This is a genomic window from Streptomyces sp. NPDC127129 (assembly GCF_042671585.1).
Taxonomy (GTDB): domain Bacteria; phylum Actinomycetota; class Actinomycetes; order Streptomycetales; family Streptomycetaceae; genus Streptomyces.
The window spans coordinates 1-24,261 of record NZ_JBHXTV010000012.1; the positions used below are offsets into that span (position 1 = coordinate 1).

Consider the following 24,261-nt stretch of genomic DNA (forward strand, 5'->3'; position numbering starts at 1 on the left):
GCCGCCGGCGGGGGGGCCCCCGCCGAGATCCACCCCCCCCCGCGGCGCGGGCCCGGTGCGCCCGCCCCCCCCCGGGGGGGGGGGGGGCCGCCGCCCCCCCCCCCCCCCCGCCCCTCGTGGTCGAGACTCCTGCCGGGATCAGGCCGGGATCAGCCCTCGCCGACGCCCGGCTTCTCCGGGATCAGCCCTCGCTGACGCCCAGCTTCTCCAGGATCAGGTCCTTCACGCGCGCCGCGTCCGCCTGGCCGCGGGTGGCCTTCATGACCGCGCCGACCAGGGCGCCGACCGCCGCGACCTTGCCGCCGCGGATCTTGTCGGCGATGCCGGCGTTGGCCGCGATGGCCTCGTCGACCGCCGTGCCGAGCGCGCCCTCGTCGGAGACGACCTTCAGGCCGCGCTTCTGGACGACCTCGTCCGGGCCGCCCTCGCCCGCCAGCACGCCCTCGATGACCTGACGGGCCAGCTTGTCGGTGAGGTCGCCGGAGGCCACCAGCTCGGTCACCCGGGCGACCTGCGCCGGGGTGATCGGCAGCTCGTCCAGGGCCGTGCCCGACTCGTTGGCGGAGCGGGCCAGTTCGCCCATCCACCACTTACGGGCCTGGTCAGCCGGAGCACCGGCGTCCGTCGTCGCGACGATCAGGTCGACCGCGCCCGCGTTGAGGATCGACTGCATGTCGTGCTCGGAGACGCCCCACTCCTCACGGAGCCGGTTGCGGCGCACGCGCGGCAGCTCGGGCAGAGCGGCGCGCAGCTCCTCGACCCATGCACGGGCCGGGGCGACGGGGACGAGGTCGGGCTCCGGGAAGTACCGGTAGTCCTCGGCGTTGTCCTTGATCCGGCCGGACGTGGTGGAGCCGTCTTCCTCGTGGAAGTGACGGGTCTCCTGCACGATCGTGCCGCCCGACTGGAGGACGGCCGCGTGGCGCTGGATCTCGAAGCGCGCCGCCCGCTCCACCGAACGGAGCGAGTTGACGTTCTTCGTCTCCGAGCGGGTGCCGAAGACCTTGGTGCCGTGCGGGCGCAGCGACAGGTTCACGTCGCAGCGCATCTGGCCCTTGTCCATGCGCGCCTCGGAGACGCCCAGCGCACGGATCAGCTCGCGCAGCTCGGCGACGTACGCCTTGGCGACCTCGGGAGCACGCTCGCCCGCACCCTCGATCGGCTTGGTGACGATCTCGATGAGCGGGATGCCGGCGCGGTTGTAGTCGAGCAGCGAGTGCGAGGCGCCGTGGATCCGGCCCGTCGCGCCGCCGACGTGCAGCGACTTGCCGGTGTCCTCCTCCATGTGGGCGCGCTCGATCTCCACGCGGAAGATCTCCCCGTCCTCCAGCTGGACGTCCAGATAGCCGTTGAAGGCGATCGGCTCGTCGTACTGCGAGGTCTGGAAGTTCTTCGGCATGTCCGGATAGAAGTAGTTCTTCCGGGCGAAGCGGCACCACTCGGCGATCTCGCAGTTCAGCGCGAGACCGATCTTCACGGCCGACTCGACGCCGATCGCGTTGACGACCGGGAGCGAGCCGGGCAGGCCGAGACAGGTGGGGCAGGTCTGCGAGTTGGGCTCGGCGCCCAGCTCGGTCGAGCAGCCGCAGAACATCTTGGTCTTCGTGCCGAGCTCGACATGGACCTCCAGGCCCATGACGGGGTCGTACGCAGCGAGCGCCGCGTCGTACGACAGCAGTTCAGTGACGGTCACAGTGAGACTTTCCCTCTCAGCCCAGCAGGACGTCGTCGTCGCCCAGGCGCTTCAGCTCCCGGTAGAGGATCGCCAGGCCGGTAACGATGGCGGCGGCGGACACGGCGGAGTCGATCAGCCGCAGCATGTCGTTGTCGTTGCGGGCCATCTTGGCCTGCTTCGCGACGCTGATGGCACCGAACGCGGTGGTCGCCAGCGAGACGTAGACGCCGGTCTTCGACTTCTTGAAGTTCTTGGCCTTCTTTGCCATGGCACTCACAGCGACGGAGCCTCCTCAAGCAGTGGGTGACCCCACTTTTCCACGAAGGCGGCCTCGACGGCGGCGCCGACCTTGTACAGCCGGTCGTCCTTCATGGCGGGGGCGATGATCTGCAGGCCGACCGGCAGACCGTCCTCCGGCGCGAGACCGCAGGGCAGCGACATGGCGGCGTTGCCCGCCAGGTTGGTCGGGATGGTGCACAGGTCCGCGAGGTACATCGCCATCGGGTCGTCGGCGCGCTCGCCGATCGGGAAGGCGGTGGTGGGGGTCGTCGGGGAGACGATCACGTCCACCTGCTCGAAGGCCTGCTCGAACTCGCGCGTGATGAGCGTGCGGACCTTCTGCGCCGAGCCGTAGTACGCGTCGTAGTAGCCGGAGCTCAGCGCGTACGTACCGAGGATGATGCGGCGCTTGACCTCGTCGCCGAAGCCGGCCTCACGGGTGAGGGCGGTGACGTCCTCGGCCGACTTCGTGCCGTCGTCGCCGACCCGCAGGCCGTAGCGCATGGCGTCGAAGCGGGCCAGGTTGGAGGAGCACTCCGACGGCGCGATCAGGTAGTAGGCCGAAAGGGCGAGGTCGAAGGTCGGGCAGTCCAGCTCGACGATCTCGGCACCCAGCTCCTTGAGGAGCTCGACGGACTCGTCGAAGCGCTGTACGACACCGGCCTGGTAGCCCTCGCCGCGGAACTGCTTGACGACACCGACGCGCATACCGGCGACGGAGCCGTTGCGGGCCGCCTCGACGACCGGCGGGACCGGGGCGTCGATGGAGGTCGAGTCCAGCGGGTCGTGCCCGGCGATCGCCTCGTGCAGCAGGGCCGCGTCCAGGACCGTACGGGCGCAGGGGCCACCCTGGTCGAGGGACGAGGAGAAGGCCACCATGCCGAAGCGGGAGACCCCGCCGTAGGTCGGCTTGACGCCGACGGTGCCGGTGACGGCGGCGGGCTGGCGGATCGAGCCGCCGGTGTCCGTGCCGATGGCGAGGGGCGCCTCGTACGCGGCGAGGGCGGCCGAGGAGCCACCGCCGGAGCCGCCGGGGATCCGGGTGAGGTCCCAGGGGTTGCCGGTGGGGCCGTAGGCGCTGTTCTCGGTGGAGGACCCCATGGCGAACTCGTCCATGTTGGTCTTGCCGAGGATGACGACGTCGGCGGCCTTGAGGTTCTTGACCAGGGTCGCGTCGTACGGCGGGATCCAGCCTTCGAGGATCTTCGAACCGACGGTCGTCGGCATGCCGGCCGTGGTGAAGATGTCCTTGAGCGCCAGGGGGACGCCGGCCAGCGGGCCGAGCTTCTCGCCCTTGGCGCGCTTCTCGTCCACGGCGCGGGCCTGGGCCAGGGCTCCCTCGCGGTCGACGTGCAGGAAGGCGTGGACCTTCTCGTCGACGGCCTCGATGCGGGCGAGGTGGGCCTCGGTCACCTGGACGGCGGTCAGCTCGCCGGAGGCGATCTTCCCGGCGATCTCGGCGGCCGTGAGCTTGATGATGGTGCTGTCCGTCATGTGATTAGTCCTCCCCCAGGATCTGCGGCACCTTGAAACGCTGCTGCTCCTGGGCCGGGGCGCCGGAGAGCGCCTGCTCGGGGGTGAGCGACGGACGGACCTCGTCCGCGCGCATGACGTTCGTCAGCGGCAGCGGGTGGGAGGTCGGCGGAACGTCTTGGTCGGCGACCTCGGAGACGCGGGCGACCGCGCCGATGATGTCGTCGAGCTGACCGGCGAAGTGATCGAGCTCTTCGCCCTTCAGCTCCAGACGCGCCAGCCGTGCGAGGTGGGCGACCTCCTCGCGCGTGATGCCAGGCATGCGATCCTCACGGGGTGAGTCTGATGGTGTTGGCCCCAATCCTATGGGGCCCGCACCGCTGCCCGTGAAACGGTTTGCCCGCCGCCCGCCGCGCGGCTACTGCACCACCTGGCCGGAGGGCTGGTCGAGGTCCGCGGCCGCGGCCGCCTCGGCGGCCTGCAGCGCGGCCTCCTCGGAGGGGCGGCGCCAGCCGCGCTCCCCCCGGGCGAGGAGCCAGGCGGTGGTCTCGCCGGGCGGCATCGCGGCGGCCACCAGCCAGCCCTGGACGGCGTCGCAGCCCAGGTCCCGCAGGCGCTCCCAGGTCTCGTCGTCCTCGACGCCCTCGGCGACCACGAGCAGACCCAGGGAGTGGGCGAGGTCGAGGGTGCAGCGCACGATCTCGGCGTCCTCGGCGTCGACGGCGAGCCGGGCGACGAAGGAACGGTCGATCTTCAGCTCGCTCACCGGGAGGCGCCGGAGGTGGACGAGGGAGGAGTAGCCGGTGCCGAAGTCGTCCAGGGACATCTTCACGCCGTGGCCGGTCAGCCCGGCCATCGTGTCGGCGGCGCGCTGCGGGTCCTCCAGGAGCACGTGCTCCGTTATCTCCAGCTGCAGGGCCCCCGCCGGGACGCCGTGCCGGGCGAGCCGGGCGGCGACCGCGCCGGCGAAGCCGGGGGTGTGGACGTCCCGGGGCGAGACGTTGACGGCCACAGGAACGTTCAACCCCTGGGCACGCCACCGGGCGACCTGCGCGAGCGCGGTCTCCAGGACGTACTCGGTCAGGTGGGGCATCAGGCCCGAGGACTCGGCGATGGCGATGAACTCGTCCGGGGGGACCCGCCCGCGCTCCGGGTGCACCCAGCGCACCAGGGCCTCCAGGCCGGCGACCTGCCCGTCGAAGCGGACCTTGGGCTGGTAGTGGAGCTCGACGTCGCCCGCGTCCAGGGCGCGCCGGAGGTCGCCGAGGAGTCCGAGCCGGTCGGGGGTGTTGGAGTCGCGCTTCGACTCGTACACCTCCACGCCCGTACGGTCCCGCTTGGCCTGGTACATCGCGACGTCGGCCCGGCGCAGCAGCCCCTCGGCGTCGAGCGCGTGGTCGGGGAAGACCGCGACTCCGGCGCTGGCCTCCAGGACGAGGGTGAGGCCGTCCAGGTCGAGCGGCGAGGAGAGCTCGGCGACCAGGTGGCGGGCGACCCGCTGGGCGCTGGTGGTGGAGTCGGCCGTGGGGAGCAGGACGGCGAACTCGTCGCCGCCGAGCCGCGCGGCCTCCGCCCCGCGCGGCAGGGCGAGCTTGAGCCGCTCGGCGATCTGGAGCAGCAGCCGGTCCCCGGCGAGATGGCCGAGGGTGTCGTTGACCGAGCGGAACCGGTCGAGGTCGATCAGGACGAGCGCGGAGCGCGCGCCCTCTCCCTCGGCCTCCTCCAGGGCGGTCCAGGCCCGCTCCAGGAGCCACTGCCGGTTCGGCAGGCCGGTGAGCGGGTCGCGCAGCTGCTCCTCGGCGCGGGCGCGGGCGATCCAGAGCGTGGAGTCGAGGGCGATGAGCGGGACCGCGAAGAGCGGCAGCAGCACCGGCTGGGCGACGGCGACGACGCAGATCAGCGGGGCGATGCCGAGCAGGGCGACGGCGACCAGACCCTGGCGGAGCAGGGCGGTGCGCGCGACGGTCGGCAGTCCGCCGCTGCGGGGCGAGAGGGCGTACCACAGGAGGAGCCGGGTCACCGCGAGGTAGGTGCCGGCGGCGAGCACCACTTCCGGTACGTCGGCGATCCCCCAGTCGGGGGGCCGCCAGGGGTGCTCGACGGTCGGTACGTCTCCGAAGGCGGCGAGGACCAGGGCCGCGGCGCCGACGCCGAGGACGTCCACGGCGCCGTGCAGCAGGCCCTGGCGCCAGCGGTGCCGGCGGGCCGCGCCGACGAGGAGGACGACGGCCATGGAGACGAGTCCTGCGGGCACCCAGCCGTGGAGGAGCAGGACGGCGAGGGTGAGGGCGGCGCCCGAGCCGGTGCCGCCCCACCAGCGGTCGCGGCCGAGGGCGACCAGGTGTCCGACGATGAGTCCGGTGAGGACGGCGAGGGACCAGCCCTCGGCGCCGCCGGGGAAGAGTCCGTGCCCGGCGCTCAGCACGTGGTAGAGCCCGGTGACGAGCGCGCCGGCGGCGAGCCCCACCACGGCTCCGGGAAGCCCGGAGGTGATGCCCACGAAGGCCGCGCGTGCACGCGGCCGTGAGACCGGGGCGGCGGCACTCTCGGTCGGTTTCATTCCGTCCCTCTCACAGCCGGCGGTGCCGTTGCAACGCGATGGGCCGTTGTCATGCCGCCACGACCGGCAGAGCCCTCGGCCGTGTGCGACAGACGCACGGTCACAACACTAGGCCGCGGAGGGCTCCGACGGGCAGCGCTCTCCATCTCTTGCCCGAATGCGACCTGGCCACCCGTAACGATCTGGTATGCGCCGAACGGGTGATGCTCGAACGGCCGTCCGCCCGCTGCCCCTCGCGGGCTCCCCCGGCCCCCCGCCGGCTATCCCTCGACCGGAACCGCGGCCTCCCGAGCGGCCTCGGGCCCTTGTTCGAGCAGCACGGCGAAACCGGCCTCGTCGAGAACCGGAACCTTCAGCTGCATCGCCTTGTCGTACTTGGATCCGGGGTTCTCGCCCACCACCACGAAGTCCGTCTTCTTCGAAACGGAACCGGTCACCTTCGCTCCGCGGCTCTGGAGCGACTCTTTTGCGCCATCCCTGGTGAAGTTCTGCAGCGTGCCGGTGACGACGACGGTCAGCCCCTCCAACGGGCGCGGACCCTGATCCTCGCCGGCGCCCTCGTCCTCGAACGCCACCCCCGCCGCACGCCACTTGCGCACGATCTCGCGGTGCCACTCCTCGGAGAACCAGTCCTTCACCGCCGCGGCGATGATCCCGCCGACCCCGTCGACGGCCGCCAACTCCTCCTCGCTCGCCTGCTCGATGCGGTCGAGGGAGCGGAACTCGCGGGCCAGCGCCTGGGCGGCGACGGGCCCCACGTGGCGGATGGAGAGGCCGTTGATGAACCGGGCGAGCGGCCGGGTCCTGGCCGCCTCGATGTTCGCCAGCATGGCAAGCGCGTTCTTCTTCGGCTCGCCCTTCTGGTTGGCGAAGACCGTGACGACCTTCTCCTCACCGGTCTTCGGGTCCCGCTTCGGCAGCCCGCTGTCCGGGTCGAGGACGTACGCCTTGATCGGCAGGAGCTGCTCGATGGTGAGGTCGAAGAGATCGCCCTCGTCGACCAGCGGAGGCTCGGACGGCTCCAGGGGGCGGGTCAGCGCGGCCGCGGCCACCGAGCCGAAGTTCTCGATGTCGAGGCACTCACGGCCCGCCAGATAGAAGAGACGTTCACGCAGTTGGGCGGGGCAGGTCCGCGCGTTGGGGCAGCGCAGATCGATGTCGCCCTCCTTCATGGCCCGCAGGGGCGTCCCGCACTCGGGGCACTCGGCGGGCATCACGAACTCCCGCTCGCTGCCGTCCCGAAGGTCGGCGACGGGTCCGAGGATCTCCGGGATGACGTCACCGGCCTTGCGCAGCACGACCGTGTCACCGATCAGCACGCCCTTGGCCTTCACCACCTCCTGGTTGTGGAGCGTGGCGAACTCGACCTCGGAACCGGCGACCGTGACCGGCTCCACCTGGGCGTACGGAGTGACCCGGCCCGTCCGTCCGACACCGACCTTGATGTCGACCAGCCTGGTGTTGACCTCCTCCGGCGCGTACTTCCAGGCGATCGCCCAGCGCGGGGCGCGCGCGGTGGAGCCCAGCCGGCCCTGGAGCGGGATCTCGTCCAGCTTGACGACGACCCCGTCGATCTCGTGCTCCACGGAGTGACGGTTCTCGCCGAAGTACGCGATGAACTCCCGTACCTCGTCGAGCGAGGCGACGACCCGGTTGTGCCGGGCGGTCGGCATGCCCCACTCGCGCAGCAGTTCGTACGCCTGGCTGAGGCGGTCGATGGCGAAGCCCTCACGGGCGCCGATGCCGTGGACGACCATGCGGAGCGGGCGGGTCGCGGTGACCTTCGGGTCCTTCTGCCGGAGCGAACCGGCCGCCGCGTTGCGCGGGTTGGCGAAGGGCTTGTCGCCGGCCTCCACCAGACGCGCGTTCAGCCCCTCGAAGGCCTCCATCGGGAAGTAGACCTCGCCGCGGATCTCGACCAGCTCGGGGACGCGGTCCCCGCGCAGACGCTCCGGGATGTCGGCGATCGTACGGACGTTGGGCGTGATGTCCTCACCGGCCCGGCCGTCGCCGCGGGTGGCGGCCCGGGTCAGCCGGCCGCGCTCGTACGTCAGGTTGACCGCGAGGCCGTCGACCTTCAGCTCGCACAGCAGGTGGTAGTCGGGCGTGCCGACGTCACGGGCGGTCCGCTCGGCCCAGGCGGCCAGCTCCAGGTCGTCGAAGGCGTTGTCCAGGGAGAGCATGCGCTCGCGGTGCTCGACGGAGGTGAACTCCGTCTCGTACTGCCCCGCGACCTTCTGGGTCGGCGAGTCCGGCGTGCGCAGCTCGGGGTACTCCTCCTCCAGCGCCTCCAGGGAGCGCAGGAGCTTGTCGAACTCGCCGTCGCTGATGACCGGCTGGTCCTTCACGTAGTACCGGAAGCGGTGCTCCTCGACCTGCTCGGCCAGGTCCGCGTGCTTCTCCCGTGCCTCGGCGGGCAGGGCCCCCTGTTCGACTGCCACCGTTACTCGTCCTCCCGTTTGCCTCTGACCGAAGTCACTCAGGGTTGTCCGCGAGCGATCTCGCCGCCCGGACGCAGTGGGCGAGCGCCGCACGGGCGTACGCGGGCGAAGCGCCCGCGAGACCGCACGTCGGGGTGACCACCACGGACTCGGCGAGAGTCCCCGGATTCAGCCCCAGCCTGCGCCACAGCGTCCTGACACCCATGACGCTACCGCCCGGGTCGGACAATGCCGTGTCGGTGGACGGCACCACGCCCACGAAGAGCTTGGTGCCGGCCTCGACGGCCTCGCCGATCGGCTCCTCGTCACGTTCGGTGAGGAGACCGAAGTCGAACGAGACCCCGGCGACGCCGGCCCGCCGCAGCAGCCCGAACGGCACCTCGGGGGCGCAGGAGTGGACGACGACCGGGCCGTCGTGGACGGCGACCACGTCGCGCAGGGCGCTCTCCACGACCTGCCGGTCGACGGCGCGGTACGTGCGGTAGCCGGAGGCGGTACGGACCTGGCCGCGCAGGACGGCCGTGAGGGAGGGCTCGTCGAGCTGGAGGACGGGCCGGGCGCCGGGGATCCGCTTGCGGAGTTCGGCGAGGTGGGCGCGGAGTCCCTCGGCGAGGGAGCCGGTGAGGTCCCGGCAGGCGCCCGGGTCGCCGAGGGCGGCCTCGCCGCCGCGCAGTTCGAGCGCCGCGGCCAGCGTCCAGGGGCCCACGGCCTGGACCTTGAGCGGGCCCTCGTACCCCTGGGTGAACTCCTCCAGGGCGTCCAGGTCCTCCCCCAGCCAGGAGCGGGCCCGCCGGGTGTCGCGGCCCGGCCGGTCGCTGACCCGCCAGCCGCTCGGCTCCACGTGCGCGTACATCTCGACGAGCAGCCCGATGGTCCGCCCGATCATGTCGGCGCCCGGGCCGCGCGCGGGCAGTTCGGCGAGGAAGGGGAAGTCCTCGAAGGAACCGGTGACGGTCCTGGCGGCCTCGCGGGCGTCACCGCCGGGCAGGGAGCCGACACCGGTGGCGGGCCCCCAGAGGGACTCCTGCTGTTCGCTCGTCTCGCTCACTGTTCCTGGTTCCTACCGTCCCGGACGGACCGTCAGGTCGTTGATCTCGGCGTCTCGCGGCAGGTCGACGGCCGTGAGGATCGTGGTCGCGACCGACTCGGGGTCGATCCACTTCGAGGGGTCGTACTCCTTGCCCTCCTGGGCGTGCACCTTCGCCTGCATGGGGCTGGCGGTGCGGCCCGGGTAGACCGAGGTGACCCGCACCCCGTTGCCGTGCTCCTCGTGGCGCAGGGAGTCGGCGAGCGCCTTCAGGCCGTGCTTGGAGGCGGCGTACGCGCTCCAGTCGGCGTGGGCGCTGAGCCCGGCGCCGGAGTTGACGAAGACCACGTGGCCCTGGGAGACGCGGAGCTGGGGCAGGAAGTGCCGGGTCAGCTCGGCGGGGGCGACGAGGTTGACGTTGAGCTGGTGGCGCCAGGTCTTGGGGGTGAGGTCGCCCACCGGGCCGAGGTCGACCACGCCCGCGATGTGGAGGAGCGTGTCGACCCGCTCGGGCAGGCTCTGGTGCGAGAAGGCCCAGGAGAGCCGGTCGGGGTCGGCGAGATCCCCGACGAGGGTCCGGGCGCCGGGGAACTCGGCCGCGAGCTCCTTCGCCCGGCCGGCGTCGCGCGCGTGGAGCACGAGTTCGTCCCCGCGCGCGTGGAGCCGGCGCGCGACCGCCGCGCCGATGCCGGAACCTGCCCCGGTGATCACATGAGTAGCCATGGGGACCATGGTCCCATCACCGTGCGGCGATCCCCGCGGCGGCAGCCGCTGATGTCACCGCCTCCAGGTAGGCGAGAGCGGATGCGCCGTCCTCGGCGAAGAACACCAGGTCGGCGAGGGGCAGCGGCAGGAAGCCCTCGTCCTCCATCCGCCGGAACTGCACCTTCAGGCCGTCGTAGAAACCGGCCGTGTTCAGCAGGACCACCGGCTTGGTGTGCTTGCCGTGCTTCCTCAGCTCCAGGACCTCGGTGGCCTCGTCGAGGGTGCCGGTGCCGCCCACCATGATCACGATCGCGTCGGACTTCGCCAGGAGCAGCGCCTTCCGCTCGGCGAGGTCCTTGGCGACGATCATCTGGTCGGCGCCCGGCCGGGCCTTGGCGGCGAGGAAGTCGACCGAGACGCCGACGAGCCGGCCGCCCGCCCTCTCCACACCGTCCGCGACGACCTTCATCAGACCGACGTCGGAGCCGCCCCACACCAGGGTGTGGCCCGCCTTGCCGAGCCGTTCGGCGAAGTCGCGGGCGGGTGCGGTGTAGCGCTCGTCGAGGTCGGCGGCCGAGAGGAAGACGCAGATGTTCATGGCCCCACCGTATCCGTGACCTCGGCTTTCCAAGATTCTTCGGGGAATTTCCGTCCCGCGCCGATGAGTTCCGCGCCCGCGTCCGGTCAGCACTGCCATGGACGAGATGAGCGGGACTCCGTACAGGGCCCGGGGGCGGGTCAGGTCCGCGGACGGGACCCGGATCGTGTACGAGCGGCGCGGGGAGGGGGCCCCGGTGATCCTCGTGGGCGGGGCCCTGTCGACGGCCGGGACGGAACGGCCGCTGGCCGGGCTGCTGGCGCCGCGCTACTCGGTCGTGACGTACGACCGGCGGGGGCGCGGCGGAAGCGGTGACACCGGGCCGTACGGGGTGGCGCGGGAGATCGACGACCTGGCCGCCCTGATCGACGAGGTGGGCGGACGGGTGTTCGTGCACGGCGTCGCGTCGGGCGGGGCGCTGGCCCTCGCGGCGGCGGGCGGCGGGGTGCCGATCGAGCGGCTGTCGGTCTTCGAGCCGCCGTTCTCGACGGAGGCGGGAGCACGTGACGCCTTCACGTGGCGGCGGCGCCGGCTGGCCGGGCTCCTCGACCGCGGGCAGCACGGCGCCGCCGTCGAGATGTTCCTCGGGGAGGAGCCGGTACCGGCGTGGGAAGCGCCGCGGCTGGAGGCCGTCGCGCACACCCTGGCGTACGACCACGAGGTTCTGGGCGACGGGACGGTGCCGGCGGCGCGGCTGGGGCGGGTCCACACGCGCGCCCTCGTCGTCGACGGCGGTTCGAGCCCGGCCCGGACGCGCCGTGCGGCCCTGGCGGTCGCGAGGGCCCTCCCCCGGGGCCGTCACCGCACCCTGACGGGCCAGACGCACCAGGTGGCACCGCACGTCCTGGCGCCGGTCCTGGAGGACTTCTTCGAGGAGGAGTGAACGGCCCCTGCGAGAGCCGGGAGGCCGCTTCGGGAGTCGGGACGGCCGCTGCAGGAGCCGGGAGGCCGCTGCGGGAGCCGGGACGGCCGCTTCGGGTCGCGGGCGCGCAGCGACCGGACCCGCGTCAGACCGTCGCCGTCGCCCCGCGGCGTACCGTCGTCGCGATCGTCGCGGAGCCCACCACGCGCGTGCCGTCGTAGAGCACGATCGCCTGGCCGGGGGCCACACCGCGGACCGGCTCGTCGAAGGTGACCGTCAGCTCGCCGTCGACCAGCGCCGCCGTCACCGCCGTCTCGCCGCCGTGGGCGCGCAGCTGCGCGGTGTAGCGGCCGGAGGCCGCCGGAGCCGTGCCGCACCAGCGGGGCTTGATCGCGGTAAGGCCCGTGACGTCGAGCGCCTCGACCGGACCGACCGTGACCGTGTTGTTCACGGGCGAGATGTCCAGGACGTAGCGCGGCTTGCCGTCCGGCGCCGGATGCCCGATCCGCAGGCCCTTGCGCTGGCCGATGGTGAAGCCGTACGCACCCTCGTGGGTGCCCACCTTCTCCCCCGACTCGTCGACGATGTCGCCCTCCGCCCGGCCGAGCCGGGAGGCCAGGAAGCCCTGGGTGTCGCCGTCGGCGATGAAGCAGATGTCGTGGCTGTCGGGCTTCTTCGCCACCGCGAGCCCGCGCCGCTCCGCCTCCGCCCGGATCTCGTCCTTCGTGGTGAGGGTGTCGCCCAGCGGGAACATCGCGTGGGCGAGCTGCTTCTCGTCCAGGACGCCGAGGACGTACGACTGGTCCTTGGCCATGTCGGAGGCGCGGTGCAGCTCGCGTGAGCCGTCCTCGTTCAGCACGACCGTGGCGTAGTGGCCGGTGCAGACCGCGTCGAAACCGAGCGCGAGCGCCTTGTCGAGCAGCGCCGCGAACTTGATCTTCTCGTTGCAGCGCAGACAGGGGTTGGGGGTGCGGCCCGCCTCGTACTCCGCGACGAAGTCGTCGACGACGTCCTCGCGGAAGCGCTCGGCGAGGTCCCAGACGTAGAAGGGGATGCCGATGACGTCGGCCGCCCGGCGGGCGTCGCGGGAGTCCTCGATGGTGCAGCAGCCGCGCGCACCGGTACGGAAGGACTGCGGGTTCGCGGAGAGCGCCAGGTGGACGCCGGTGACGTCGTGCCCGGCTTCGGCGGCCCTGGCGGCGGCGACGGCGGAGTCCACGCCGCCGGACATGGCGGCGAGGACACGGAGGGGGCGCTGCGGCGGAGTCTGAGTCATAGCCCTACCAGGGTACGGGGCTCCGGGAACCGCGGTCGCGTGAGTAAGCGTTGTCCTGCACATGGGGAGCGAGAAGAAGCGGGGGGTGGGACGGCGGGCCGTCCTGCTCGGCGGCGGCGCGGCCGTCCTCGGTACGGCGGCGCTGGCCCGCGACGAGCTGGCGCGCGCGTGGTGGCGGCTGCCGGGCACGGAGAAGGACCGGGTGGAGGGCGAGCTCGACCACAAGGGCGCGGACTGGTCGGCGGCGTCCCGGGCGAACTGGCGCCGGGCGGACCGTCCGGCCGACTACACGATCGACCGGGTGGTGATCCATGTCGTCCAGGGCAGCTACGCGAGCGCGCTGAAGGTCTTCAAGAACCCGGGGCACGGTGCCGCCACGCACTACGTGGTCCGCAAGGACGGGCACGTGGCGCAGATGATCCGCGAGCTCGACGTGGCGTTCCACGCGGGGAACCGGGACATGAACGAGCGGAGCGTCGGGATCGAGCACGAGGGGTTCGTGGACCGTCCGCAGGACTTCACGGCGGCGATGTACGCGTCCTCGGCGCGGCTGACGGCGGGGATCTGCGCCCGGTACGGCATGCCCGTGGACCGGGAGCACATCATCGGGCACGTCGAGGTGCCCGGGACCGACCACACGGACCCTGGGCCGCACTGGGACTGGGACCGCTACATGAAGCTCGTACGGGAGGCTTCGAAGCGGGTCACGTGAGGCCGGCGGTGCGCGCCCGCTCGACGGCGGGGCCGATGGCGGCGGCGACCGCCGCGACGTCCTCCTTGGTGGAGGTGTGCCCCAGGGTGAAGCGCAGGGTGCCGCGGGCGAGGTCCGGGTCGGTGCCGGTGGCGAGCAGGACGTGGCTCGGCTGGGCGACGCCGGCGGTACAGGCGGAGCCGGTGGAGCACTCGATGCCCTGGGCGTCGAGGAGCAGCAGGAGGGAGTCGCCCTCGCAGCCGGGGAAGGTGAAGTGGGCGTTGGCGGGGAGCCGGCCGTCCGGGTCGCCGCCGAGGATCGCGTCGGGGACGGCGGCGAGCACGGCCGCGACGAGGTCGTCGCGCAGGGCGCCGATCTCGCGGGCGAACTCCTCGCGCCGCTCGGCGGCGAGCTGCCCGGCGACGGCGAACGCGGCGATGGCGGGCGCGTCCAGGGTGCCGGAGCGGACGTGGCGCTCCTGGCCGCCTCCGTGGAGGACGGGTACGGGGCTGTACTCGCGGCCGAGGAGCAGCGCGCCGATGCCGTAGGGGCCGCCGATCTTGTGGCCGGAGACGGTGAGGGCGGCGAGGCCCGAGGCACCGAAGTCGACCGGGAGCTGACCGAAGGCCTGGACGGCGTCGGCGTGCAGCGGGACGTCGAACTCTCGTGCTACGTCGGCGAGTTCGCGTACCGGCATGACGGTGCCGATCTCGTTGTTCGCCCACATGACGGTGGCGAGCGCGACGGTCCCGGGCTCACGGGCGATCGCCTCGCGCAGGGCGTCGGGGTGCACGCGGCCGTACCGGTCGACGGGAAGGTACTCGACGGTGGCGCCCTCGTGCGTGGCGAGCCAGTCCACGGCGTCGAGCACGGCGTGGTGCTCGACGGGGCTGGCGAGGACGCGGGTGCGGGCGGGGTCGGCGTCGCGGCGGGCCCAGTACAGGCCCTTGACGGCGAGGTTGTCGGCCTCGGTGCCGCCGGAGGTGAAGACGACCTCGCTGGGCCGCGCGCCCAGGGCGGCGGCGAGGTTCTCGCGCGCCTCCTCGACGACCCGCCGGGCACGCCGCCCGGCCGCGTGCAGGGAGGATGCGTTGCCCGTGACGGCGAGCTGGGCGTTCATCGCCTCGATCGCCTCGGGGAGCATGGGCGTGGTCGCGGCGTGGTCGAGGTAAGCCATGGTGCCTCGATTCTACGAGTGCGGCGTCCCCCGCTCGGCCACGCCCCCGGGCGGGGCGGACGCAGGAGGCTCGCGCCCCTACTCCGTGGCGGCCCCGCGGCTCTCCAACACCCGGCCACCCGCCCGGCTTCCCGGAAGGGGAACGGACGCGCGGCGCCGACCACGGCCTCACGGGCGCCCTGCGCGGCGACGCCGGACAGCCCCGGCGCCGCGTCAGGAGGAGCAGCAGGAGCCGGCCGGACGTCACCGCCCCACGGTGGTCGGGTGGTTCAGTCGCGCGGCGCGCGGGCCAGCTGGCGGGACTGGGCGACGAGCCGGTCCGCGCTGTCCCAGACCTCCGCGTCCTCCTCCAGGAAGCCGCCGGCGAGGTTCCGCGTGGTGATGGAGACCCGCAGCGGTCCGGGGGCCGGGCGGCAGCGCACGTGCGCGGTGAGCTCGACGGTCGGGGTCCAGCCCTTGAGGCCGAGCTCGAAGGAGGTCGGCGGCAGCGCGTCGACGGTGAGGAGCAGGGAGAGCGCGTCGGGCTCGCGGCCGTCGGCGAGGGCGAACCAGCCGCGCATCTCGCCCTTCCCCGACGGCGCGCCGATCGCCCAGCCGATGGTGGCCGGGTCCAGCTTGAGGTCGAGGCGGTCGGTGATGGCGCTGGAGCCGGGGATCGGCGGCCGGGGGCCGTCGGAGGGGCCGAAGCACTGGTCGAGGGGGGCGACGACCGGGGGCGTGGCGGAGGTGCGGACGTCGTCGCTGAGCGCGTCGAGATCGCCGTACGAGGCGAGGACCCGGATGCGCTCGACCTCGGTGCCGTCCTCGGCGTACTGGAAGAGGGACGCCTGGCCGGTGGAGAGCGTACGGCCGGTGCGGACGGTCTCCGTGCGGATCACGGCGGGGCCGGGCACGGACGGCGTGAGGTAGTGCGCCGAGATCGTGAACGGGTCCGGGTGCGGCAGGTGGTCGCCGAGGGCGCGGCCGAGCAGGGCGAGGAGGTAGCCGCCGTTGACGGCGTTGATGATCGTCCAGCCTGCGGAGAGGTCGGCGTCGTAGACACCGGGGGCGCGGAGGGTGACGGTGGTGTCGCGGTCGAACTCGCTGACCGCTTCGCTCGTCGTCGTCTCGATGCTCGTGCTCATGTCCCCGACCGTACAACAGGATGCTACTGAGCGGTAGCTTTTTCCGGTTCCTCGCGGGCGGACGAACGGCGGTTCCACGCGCGGGGCGCGCGCCAGTGGTAGCGCATGGCGAGCAGGCGCAGCGCGAAGGCCAGGAGGACGGCGGCGCCGGTCGTGAACGTGTTGAGCACGTCGAAGCGGATGCAGAGGACGACCGTCGTGGCGCCGACCATCGCGGGCACGGCGTACAGGTCGCGGTCCCAGCGCAGCAGGGAGGGGATCTCGTTGGCGAGCACGTCGCGCAGGACACCGCCGCCGACGGCGGTCGCGAGACCGAGGGCGGCGGATGCGGTCAGTCCCAGGCCGTACTCGTACGCCTTGATGGTGCCGGTGACGGAGAAGAGACCGAGTCCGGCGGCGTCGAAGACGTTGACGGCGGTCTGGGTGCGTTCCACCTCGGGGTGCAGGAAGAAGACGAACGCCGTGGCGACGAGCGGCATCAGGAAGTAGCCGAGGTCGGCGAAGGCGGCCGGGGGTACGGCGCCGATGATCAGGTCGCGCAGGAGCCCGCCGCCGAGGGCGGTGACCTCGGCGAGGACGGCGATGCCGAAGACGTCGAAGTTCTTCCGGACGGCCAGCAGGGCGCCGGAGATCGCGAAGACGAAGATGCCGATCAGGTCGAGGGCATGTTGTACGGAGGGACTGAACAGATCGTGGAACACGGCGCCCATTGTGACGGGTCCGCGCGGGGTGGACGGAGTGAGGCCGGGCGCGGGAGGACAGGTGCGGGAGGGCGGGGCGGGCGCGGGGGCGGCTTCGCGCCGCCCGGGCGGCCGCACGCCCGCTCCGGGCAAGCGTGAGGCCCCCGCTGCCGTGGGGCGGCGGGGGCCACGTCGATTGCTTCGCCTTCGGGGCGTCGCTCCCGGACTTCGCGCGGCGCTACTCCTTGGCCGTACCGCCCTCGGACGGCGCGTCGCCCTCGGACGGCGCGTCGGCCTTGGCGGGCGTCTCCGCGGGCGCGTCGCTCTTGGCAGGCGCCTCCGCCTGCGCGGACGCGTCCGCCTCCGCGACGGCCTCCGGGGCCTCCCGCTTCGTGATCGACACCTCCACCGACTCCCTCGCCGACGGCACCGTCACGCCCTCCGCGTTCTCCGGGTGGTGGCACGCGACCCGCTGGCCCGGACGGAGCTCCAGCAGCGGCGGCTCCACCGTCCTGCAGACCTCCGTCGCCTTCCAGCAGCGCGTGTGGAAACGGCAGCCCGGCGGCGGGCTGATCGGGGACGGGACGTCGCCCTTCAGCAGGATGCGCTCGCTCTTCGCGCCCTTGCGGCGGGGGTCCGGGATCGGGACCGCCGACATCAGCGCGCGGGTGTACGGGTGCATCGGCGACTCGTAGAGGGACTTGCGGTCCGCGAGCTCCACGATCTTGCCGAGGTACATGACCGCGATCCGGTCCGAGACGTGCCGGATCACCGACAGGTCGTGGGCGATGATCACGTACGTCAGGCCCAGCTCGTCCTGGAGGTCGTCCAGGAGGTTCACCACCTGCGCCTGGATCGAGACGTCGAGCGCCGAGACCGGCTCGTCCGCCACGACCAGCTTCGGCTTCAGGGCGAGCGCCCGCGCGATGCCGATGCGCTGGCGCTGACCGCCCGAGAACTCGTGCGGGTAGCGGTTGTAGTGCTCCGGGTTCAGGCCGACCAGGCCGAGGAGGCGCTGGACCTCCTTCTTGACCCCGCCCTCGGGCTCCACGCCTTGGAGCTTGAACGGCGCCGAGACGATCGTGCCGACCGTGTGCCGCGGGTTCAGCGAGCCGTACGGGTCCTGGAAGATCATCTGGATGTCACGGCGCAGCGGGCGCATCTTGGCCACACCGAGGTGCGAGACGTCCACACCCTCGAACTCGACCGTACCGCCCGTCGGTTCGAGCAGCCGCGTGATCAGCCGGCCCATCGTCGACTTGCCGCAGCCCGACTCGCCGACGACACCCAGGGTCTCTCCCGGGTACACCTCGAAGTCGATGCCGTCGACCGCCTTGACCGCCCCGACCTGGCGCTGCAGCAGCCCCTTCTTGATCGGGAAGTGCTTCACCAGGCCGTTGACCTTGAGCAGGGGCTCAGTGCTCTTGTTGTCGCTCACAGCTTCGGCGCAATCTCTTCGGTCCAGATCCGGGTCCGCTCCTCCGTCGACATGTGGCAGGCGGAGTAGTGACGGTCGGCGTGCTCGCCGCCCGTCGGCGCGAGCCGCAGCTCGGGGCGCTCGGTGCGCGTGATGCCGCCCTTGGGCACATCCGCGTACGGGCATCGCGGGTTGAAGGCACAGCCGCTGGGCACGTTGATCAGGCTGGGCGGGTTGCCCTTCACCGGGATGAGCCGCTCGGTCTGGTCGCGGTCGATCCGCGGCATCGAGCCGAGCAGGCCCCAGGTGTAGGGGTGCTGCGGCTCGTAGAAGACCGCCTCGGCGGGTCCGCGCTCCACGCATCGGCCGCCGTACATCACGAGGATGTCGTCGGCGACCTCGGCGACGACGCCCAGGTCGTGCGTGATGATGACGACCGCGGAGCCGAACTCCTTCTGCAGGTCCCGGATCAGGTCCAGGATCTGCGCCTGGACCGTCACGTCGAGCGCGGTGGTCGGCTCGTCCGCGATGAGCAGTTCGGGGTTGTTGACCAGCGCCATCGCGATCATCGCGCGCTGGCGCATACCGCCGGAGAACTCGTGCGGGTAGTTCGAGAAACGCTTGGCCGGCTCGGGGATGCCGACGCGGTCGAGGAGTTCGACGGCCCGCTTCTTGGCGGTCTTCTTGTCGACCGGGTGGTGGACCCGGTACGCCTCCACGATCTGCGCGCCGACCGTGTAGTACGGGTGCATCGCGGAGAGCGGGTCCTGGAAGATCATCGCCATGTCGCGGCCCCGCAGCCGGCGCACGTCCTCCGGGTCGGCCGAGAGCAGCTCCCGGCCGTTGAGCCAGATCTCGCCGGAGATCCGCGCCTTCTGACGGCCGTACTGGCCGACGGTGTGCAGACCCATGATGCCGAGCGAGGTCACCGACTTGCCGGAGCCGGACTCGCCCACGATGCCGAGGGTCTTGCCCTTCTCCAGCTGGAAGGAGAGCCCGTCGACGGACTTGACCAGGCCGTCGTCGGTCGGGAAGTGGATCTTCAGGTCGCGGACGTCGAGGAAGGCGTCGGACGGGGCGTTCCCGGACGCGACCGGTTCTCCCAGGGCCGCGCCGGTCTTGGTCAGCTTCTCCGTCATGCGAGCCTCACTCGGGGGTCGATCACCGCGTACAGAAGGTCCACCACGAGGTTGGCGATGACGACGGCGGCCGCGGTGATGAGCGTGACCGCCAGGATCAGCGGCAGGTCGCGGTCGCTGACCGCCTTGAAGGCCGCGTTTCCGAGGCCCGGCAGGTTGAACGCGGTCTCGGTCAGGACGGCGCCGCCCATGAGGGCGCCGAGGTCCATGCCGAAGATGGTCAGGATGGGGGTCATCGTGGAGCGCATGGCGTGCTTGCCGAGCACGACCCGCTCCTGGAGACCCTTGGCCCGTGCCGTGCGGATGTAGTCCTCGCCGAGGACCTCCAGCATGGTGGCGCGGGTGAGCCGCGCGTACATCGCCGCGTACAGGAAGGCGAGCGTGATCCACGGCAGCAGCAGGCCGCCGAACCAGCTGCCGAAGGACTCGCTGATCGGCACGTACTTCGCGTCCAGCCAGCCCAGCTGGGTGCGGAAGAGGAACATCACCAGCATGGCGGTGAAGTAGATGGGGAGCGAGACACCGGCCAGCGCGGTGATCATGGCCGCGCGGTCGACGGCCGTGCCGCGCTTGAGCGCGGAGAGCACGCCGGTGGCCACGCCCATGACGAGCCACAGCAGGGCCGCGCCGATGACCATGGAGATCGTGACCGGGATCCGGTCGACGAGCAGGGTCCACACGTCCTGTTCCGTGCGGAACGAGTAGCCGAAGCAGGGCGCCGCGCAGTGGATGGTGTCGCCGCCGCCGGTGTAGTCCCGGCCGACGAAGATTCCGGAGACGAAGTGCCAGAACTGCACCAGGATCGGCTCGTCCAGGCCCAGCTTCTGGCGGACGCCCTCGATGGAAGCCGGATCCGCCTGCTTGCCGACGAACATCGCGGCAGGGTCGCTGCCGGTCAGCTTGGGGATGAGGAAGAAGATGCTGAGCGTCACCAGGGTGACGACCATCAGCATCACTGCGACGGCGAAGAGCCGTCGAACGAGATATGCAAGCATGCGGTCGGCCGTCCGGTGGCCGGGGATCCCGGTCGGGATCCCCGGCCACCGTGAGCGGCCATCACCTGCCCTTCGGACCTAGCGGCGGGTGGTGCGCCGTTGGAGCGGGTGGATTGACTCTGGACTTACTTCATGACGCCGAGCGACGAGTAGTCGTAGCGGCCGTTGTAGGCGTCGGCCGTGTAGACGTTGGTCAGTCGCGAGGAGCGCCAGATGATGTTCTTCTCATGGGTGAAGGGCAGGTAGACCGCGGCCTCGGAGACCTTGGTGTTGATCTGCTTGTAGAGCTCGCCGGCCTTGGTCGGGTCGGTCTCCTTCAGCGCCTGGTCGAACAGGCCGTTGACGGCCGGGTCGTTCAGCTCCGAGAAGTTGTTGTTACCGCTCTGCAGGATGAAGCGGCCGTCGACCAGCGGCTGCAGGAAGCCCTGGCCCGACGGGAAGTCGGCGCCCCAGCCCATGATGATGATGCCGTAGCCCTTCTCCTTGACCACCTTCGGCGAACCGATGATGCCGGAGGTCTGGGCCCCGTCGAACTGGTCGATCTGGGCGTCGATGCCGACGGCCTTCAGCGACTGCTGGAGGGACTCGGCGGTGGCGATCTCGATCGGCTTGTTGTTGCGGACCGCGATGGTGGTCTTGAAGCCGTTCGGCTTACCGCACTTCTGCAGCGCCTCCTTGGCCTTCGCGACGTCCGCCTTGCCGGCCAGCTTGCCGTAGGGGTCGGCCTTCGGGTCGGCACCCTTGATCGCCGGCGGCAGCATGTTGGTGGCGATGTCGCCACCGGCCTGCGGGCCACCACGGGCGGTCTGGAGGGACTTGGAGTCGGCCGCGTAGATGATCGCCTTGCGGCACTCGACGTTGTCGATGACCGTCTGCGGGAAGACCGCGTAGCGGATGAAGCCGGTCTGCGGGTTGTCCGCGTTCTCCTTGTGCTGCTGGAGCACCTTGGCACGGGCCGCCGCGCCGACGCCGGTGGCGTTGAGGTCGAGGTCGTACTCGCCCTCGATCAGACGGTTGTCCATGTCGTCGGCGTTCGTGGTGAACGTGACGCTGATCTTGTCCGGCAGAGCCTTGCGGACGGTGTCCGTCTTGGCGTCCCACTTGTCGTTGCGGACGAGCAGCATCGACTTGTTGGGGGTGTACTCCTGCCACTTGTACGGGCCGGAGGAGAAGGGCTTCAGGCCGTACTTGGCCTTGGTGTCCTTGTCCTGGCGGACCGGGGAGGCGGCGGGCATGGCCAGCATCTGCAGGAAGTCACCGTTGGCGACCGGCAGCTTGAAGATGATGGTCTTGTCGTCCGGGGTCTCGATCGCCTTCAGGCCGAGCTTGTCCGCGGAGGTGTCCTTGTAGGGACCCTTGTACTCGCCCTTGGGGTCGAGGACCTGCTGGAGGTAGATCGGACCGCCGGAGATGACGTCCTGGGCCCAGATGCGCTCGATGCCGTACTTGATGTCCTTGGAGGTGATCGGCTTGCCGTCCTCCCAGGTCACCCCGTCCTTCAGCGTGAAGGTGTAGGTGAGGCCGTCGGGCGAGACCTTGCCGGCGTCGGTGGCGAGGTCGGGGACCAGCTCGGTGGAGGCGGCGCCCGGCTCGGCCTTGAAGGTGACCAGCTGACGCGTGTAGTAGCGCGCGAAGTCCCAGACGAAGCCGTAGTAGCCGCGCTGCGGGTCCCACGAGTCGGCCTCCTGCGAGCCGATGAACTTCAGCTCGCCGCCCTTCTTGTCGGAGGCGTTGGCGACCTTGTTCACGGCGGCGTTGAAGCCGGCCGCGCCGGCCTTGCCCTTGTCGCCGTCTCCGCTGCCACCGCCGCAGGCGGTGGTGACGACCATCGTGGCCGCGGCGAGCAGCGCACCGGCGGCGATTCTGCGCCGCGAAGAGCTGTTCAGAGTCATGGTCTCGCAACCTCCGGAATAGTGGCGGCCGTCGAAGCGGTCCGCCGGTCTTGACTGCCTCCTGTCACCAGCGGCAGGGGCGGGGTCTGTACGGGCGTGCGGGCGGTCGGGTGGGTGCCGAGCGGGTGCTCAGCGGGCACCCTTCGGGTCGAGCGCGTCACGCACGCCGTCACCGAAGAGGTTGAACGCCAGAACGGTGATGAAGATCGCGAGGCCGGGGAACACCATGAACAGCGGGTCCGCCTCATAGGTGTTGACGGCCTTCGACAGCATCTGCCCCCAGGAAGCGGTGGGAGGCTTCACACCCGCGCCGAGGAAGCTGAGCGCGGCCTCGGTGAGGATGTTGGTGGGGATCATGAGGGTCGCGTAGACCGTGATCGGGGCGATCAGGTTGGGAAGCAGCTCCCGGCGCAGGATGTAGAGCCGGCCGGCGCCCAGGCTGCGGGCGGCCTCCACGTACTCGCGCTCACGCAGCGAGAGGGTCTGGCCGCGGACGATCCGGCCGACGTACGGCCAGCCGAAGAAGCCGATCACGATCACCAGGGCGCCGATGCGCACGCCCGAACCCTCGATCCCGAACAGCTCGTTGGGGAGCACGGAGACCAGGGCGATGGTGAAGAGCAGCTGCGGGAAGGCGAGCATGACGTCCATGACGCGGCTCAGCGCCGCGTCGACCCAGCCGCCGAAGTAGCCCGCGACGATGCCGAGGATCGTGCCGAGGACGACGGCGAAGACCGCCGCGAGGAAGGCGACGAGCAGGGAGATGCGGGCGCCGTAGACGATGCGGCTGAAGACGTCTCGGCCGTTGACCGGCTCGACCCCGAGCAGGAAGTCGGAGGAGATGCCGCCGTAGGAGCCGATCGGGGTGCCGAAGAGCGGGTCGATCTGGTCCTCGTGGAACTCGTCCGGCGGGTGGCCGAGGAGACCCACGATGAGCGGTGCGCAGACGGCGACCAGGATCAGGAACAGCACGATCGCGCCGCCCACGAGGGCGACCTTGTCCCGCTTCAGCCGCATCCAGGCGATCTGCCAGGGAGAGCGTCCCTCGATCGTCTTGCCCGGCGGCGCGTCGGGCACGGCGTCGACGGCGGTGGTCGCGTCGACCACGTCCGTCTCGTGCAGTGGTGCCGTCATCGTGGTCAGGACCCCTCTCGGCCGCCGGTAGCCGGCCCTTGCCCGCCGCGGGTAGCGGCTTGGTGGAACAACTGCGGGACACCGGCCAGGAGGCCGAACGCCCGGTGTTCCGGGGAGTCTTCAATGGGTTCGCGATCACCCGCCAGACCTCACGATGAATGTTTGCTCAACCGTGATGCGGTTCGTTGCCTTCCGTTATCCGGACGCTGAGATCGCGTCAGCGGACCATCTCGCCCGCTATTCGGTCAGAACGGACATGTGACCCAACTCCTGGGATGCAGGAGCTAATTGGGGTGACGGAAGGGACGAATCAGTACGTGCGGGGTGCGGCCGGAGGATAGCCGTAGCCGGGCGTGGGCGGCGCGGGGGCGGCGTGCGCGTCGCGGTCGTAGAACGGCCGCGCGTTGGCCCGCAGCCACATCGCGACGGGGTCGTACGCGTCGGACATCGCGACCGTCGAGACGGGCAGCCCGTCGGGTACGGCGGAGATCGACTGGCGCATCATCGCCCGTACCGACTCGACGGAGGCCGCGGAGGTGTCGTACAGGTCGAGACCGATGGCGAGGTACGGAGATCCCACCGCGGGCTGCACCCAGGCGCGGCGCAGCGCCCGGACGGCCGGGGTGCGATGGGCGTTCTGGGTCAGAAGGGCATAGAACTGGGGGATCTCCAGCGCGGGCTCCGAGAGCCGCAGCGGTCCGGCCGGCATCCGGTCGAGACCGGTGGCGATCCGGCGGAGGTCGGTCCAGGGGATGCCGACGCCGCCGCCCGTGTCGTGCGGATTGAGCCAGATTCCCCAGCGGTCGGGGTAGAGCGCGCGGGCGATCTCCAGGCCGGTGACGACCTCGTGGGCGCGGTTCCATCCGGAGGCGGCGAGCTCCTGGGCGGAGGTGACGCACGGGGCGTACCCGAAGCCGTCGACCTCCATGTTCCCGTACTGGGCCTCGGGCGCGCCGGGCGTGCCCTGCCAGAGCAGCATCCAGACGCTGCCGTCGGCGAGGGCGTGCAGCAGCTGCTCGTACGCGTCGTAGCGTCCGGGTGCCACCTGGCGCAGCATGTGCTCGACCTGTCCGGCCGCAGCGGTGCCTGACGCGCTCACCCTGGTTCCCGCCCCTC

Annotated in this window: 21 protein-coding genes; 2 read left to right on the forward strand and 19 right to left on the reverse strand. The window is 71.5% G+C overall.

Annotated features, from left to right (window positions below):
- Positions 1 to 181: 181 nt before the first annotated feature.
- The 9 genes from gatB to ACFVGW_RS22935 form a co-directional block, all read right to left on the reverse strand.
- Complete coding sequence (gene gatB / locus ACFVGW_RS22895) at positions 182 to 1,693, reverse strand: Asp-tRNA(Asn)/Glu-tRNA(Gln) amidotransferase subunit GatB (RefSeq protein ID WP_385853285.1); 1,512 nt, start codon at positions 1,691 to 1,693, stop codon at positions 182 to 184.
- Between the two features lie 16 nt (positions 1,694 to 1,709).
- Positions 1,710 to 1,943 carry a hypothetical protein gene (locus ACFVGW_RS22900; protein ID WP_189513203.1) on the reverse strand — a complete coding sequence of 78 codons (234 nt, stop codon included), beginning with the start codon at positions 1,941 to 1,943 and terminating at the stop codon, positions 1,710 to 1,712.
- A 5-nt stretch (positions 1,944 to 1,948) separates the two neighbouring features.
- Positions 1,949 to 3,448 (reverse strand): Asp-tRNA(Asn)/Glu-tRNA(Gln) amidotransferase subunit GatA, encoded by a 1,500-nt coding sequence (gene gatA, locus ACFVGW_RS22905; RefSeq protein WP_352189540.1) that lies wholly within the window; start codon positions 3,446 to 3,448, stop codon positions 1,949 to 1,951.
- Positions 3,449 to 3,452: 4 nt separating this feature from the next.
- Positions 3,453 to 3,749, reverse strand: coding sequence for an Asp-tRNA(Asn)/Glu-tRNA(Gln) amidotransferase subunit GatC (gene gatC / locus ACFVGW_RS22910; RefSeq protein WP_015036350.1), 297 nt, complete (start codon positions 3,747 to 3,749; stop codon positions 3,453 to 3,455).
- 96 nt (positions 3,750 to 3,845) lie between these two features.
- On the reverse strand, positions 3,846 to 5,987 hold the full coding sequence (locus tag ACFVGW_RS22915) for a putative bifunctional diguanylate cyclase/phosphodiesterase (protein ID WP_385853286.1): 2,142 nt from the start codon (positions 5,985 to 5,987) through the stop codon (positions 3,846 to 3,848).
- A 260-nt stretch (positions 5,988 to 6,247) separates the two neighbouring features.
- On the reverse strand, positions 6,248 to 8,428 hold the full coding sequence (gene ligA / locus ACFVGW_RS22920) for an NAD-dependent DNA ligase LigA (RefSeq protein WP_385853287.1): 2,181 nt from the start codon (positions 8,426 to 8,428) through the stop codon (positions 6,248 to 6,250).
- 34 nt (positions 8,429 to 8,462) lie between these two features.
- Positions 8,463 to 9,476: a methionine synthase gene (locus ACFVGW_RS22925; RefSeq protein WP_385853288.1), complete on the reverse strand. Its 1,014-nt coding sequence runs from the start codon at positions 9,474 to 9,476 to the stop codon at positions 8,463 to 8,465.
- Between the two features lie 12 nt (positions 9,477 to 9,488).
- Positions 9,489 to 10,187 (reverse strand): SDR family oxidoreductase, encoded by a 699-nt coding sequence (locus ACFVGW_RS22930; RefSeq protein ID WP_352189544.1) that lies wholly within the window; start codon positions 10,185 to 10,187, stop codon positions 9,489 to 9,491.
- A 7-nt stretch (positions 10,188 to 10,194) separates the two neighbouring features.
- Positions 10,195 to 10,758, reverse strand: a complete 564-nt coding sequence (locus ACFVGW_RS22935) for a TIGR00730 family Rossman fold protein (protein ID WP_383296630.1) — start codon at positions 10,756 to 10,758, stop codon at positions 10,195 to 10,197.
- A gap of 97 nt (positions 10,759 to 10,855) precedes the next feature.
- Between ACFVGW_RS22935 and ACFVGW_RS22940 the strand changes: the two genes are divergently transcribed.
- Positions 10,856 to 11,641: an alpha/beta fold hydrolase gene (locus ACFVGW_RS22940; protein ID WP_385853289.1), complete on the forward strand. Its 786-nt coding sequence runs from the start codon at positions 10,856 to 10,858 to the stop codon at positions 11,639 to 11,641.
- Positions 11,642 to 11,765: 124 nt separating this feature from the next.
- Here ACFVGW_RS22940 and mnmA read toward each other — a convergent pair whose 3' ends face one another.
- On the reverse strand, positions 11,766 to 12,896 hold the full coding sequence (gene mnmA, locus ACFVGW_RS22945) for a tRNA 2-thiouridine(34) synthase MnmA (protein ID WP_385853290.1): 1,131 nt from the start codon (positions 12,894 to 12,896) through the stop codon (positions 11,766 to 11,768).
- Between the two features lie 61 nt (positions 12,897 to 12,957).
- Between mnmA and ACFVGW_RS22950 the strand changes: the two genes are divergently transcribed.
- A complete protein-coding gene (locus ACFVGW_RS22950) occupies positions 12,958 to 13,608 on the forward strand; it encodes an N-acetylmuramoyl-L-alanine amidase (protein WP_352189548.1) in 651 nt (216 codons plus the stop codon).
- Here ACFVGW_RS22950 and ACFVGW_RS22955 read toward each other — a convergent pair.
- The 9 genes from ACFVGW_RS22955 to ACFVGW_RS22995 form a co-directional block, all read right to left on the reverse strand.
- Positions 13,601 to 14,764 (reverse strand): cysteine desulfurase family protein, encoded by a 1,164-nt coding sequence (locus tag ACFVGW_RS22955; protein ID WP_383296639.1) that lies wholly within the window; start codon positions 14,762 to 14,764, stop codon positions 13,601 to 13,603. The genes ACFVGW_RS22950 and ACFVGW_RS22955 overlap by 8 nt on opposite strands.
- 269 nt (positions 14,765 to 15,033) lie before the next feature.
- Entirely contained in the window at positions 15,034 to 15,888 is an 855-nt protein-coding gene (locus ACFVGW_RS22960; protein ID WP_385853291.1) for a thioesterase family protein, read from the reverse strand.
- A gap of 23 nt (positions 15,889 to 15,911) precedes the next feature.
- Positions 15,912 to 16,589, reverse strand: a complete 678-nt coding sequence (locus tag ACFVGW_RS22965; protein ID WP_385853292.1) for a trimeric intracellular cation channel family protein — start codon at positions 16,587 to 16,589, stop codon at positions 15,912 to 15,914.
- A gap of 217 nt (positions 16,590 to 16,806) precedes the next feature.
- On the reverse strand, positions 16,807 to 18,006 hold the full coding sequence (locus ACFVGW_RS22970; RefSeq protein WP_385853293.1) for a dipeptide ABC transporter ATP-binding protein: 1,200 nt from the start codon (positions 18,004 to 18,006) through the stop codon (positions 16,807 to 16,809).
- Entirely contained in the window at positions 18,003 to 19,124 is a 1,122-nt protein-coding gene (locus tag ACFVGW_RS22975; protein ID WP_385853294.1) for an ABC transporter ATP-binding protein, read from the reverse strand. The genes ACFVGW_RS22970 and ACFVGW_RS22975 overlap by 4 nt, the downstream gene beginning before the upstream one ends.
- Positions 19,121 to 20,119 carry an ABC transporter permease gene (locus tag ACFVGW_RS22980; RefSeq protein WP_383222133.1) on the reverse strand — a complete coding sequence of 333 codons (999 nt, stop codon included), beginning with the start codon at positions 20,117 to 20,119 and terminating at the stop codon, positions 19,121 to 19,123. Before ACFVGW_RS22980 ends, ACFVGW_RS22975 begins: the two co-directional genes overlap by 4 nt.
- A 125-nt stretch (positions 20,120 to 20,244) precedes the next feature.
- Positions 20,245 to 22,011, reverse strand: coding sequence for an ABC transporter substrate-binding protein (locus tag ACFVGW_RS22985; protein WP_383222132.1), 1,767 nt, complete (start codon positions 22,009 to 22,011; stop codon positions 20,245 to 20,247).
- Between the two features lie 129 nt (positions 22,012 to 22,140).
- Positions 22,141 to 23,145: an ABC transporter permease gene (locus ACFVGW_RS22990; protein WP_352189555.1), complete on the reverse strand. Its 1,005-nt coding sequence runs from the start codon at positions 23,143 to 23,145 to the stop codon at positions 22,141 to 22,143.
- Between the two features lie 310 nt (positions 23,146 to 23,455).
- A complete protein-coding gene (locus ACFVGW_RS22995; protein ID WP_383222128.1) occupies positions 23,456 to 24,244 on the reverse strand; it encodes an enhanced serine sensitivity protein SseB C-terminal domain-containing protein in 789 nt (262 codons plus the stop codon).
- Between the last annotated feature and the right edge of the window lie 17 nt (positions 24,245 to 24,261).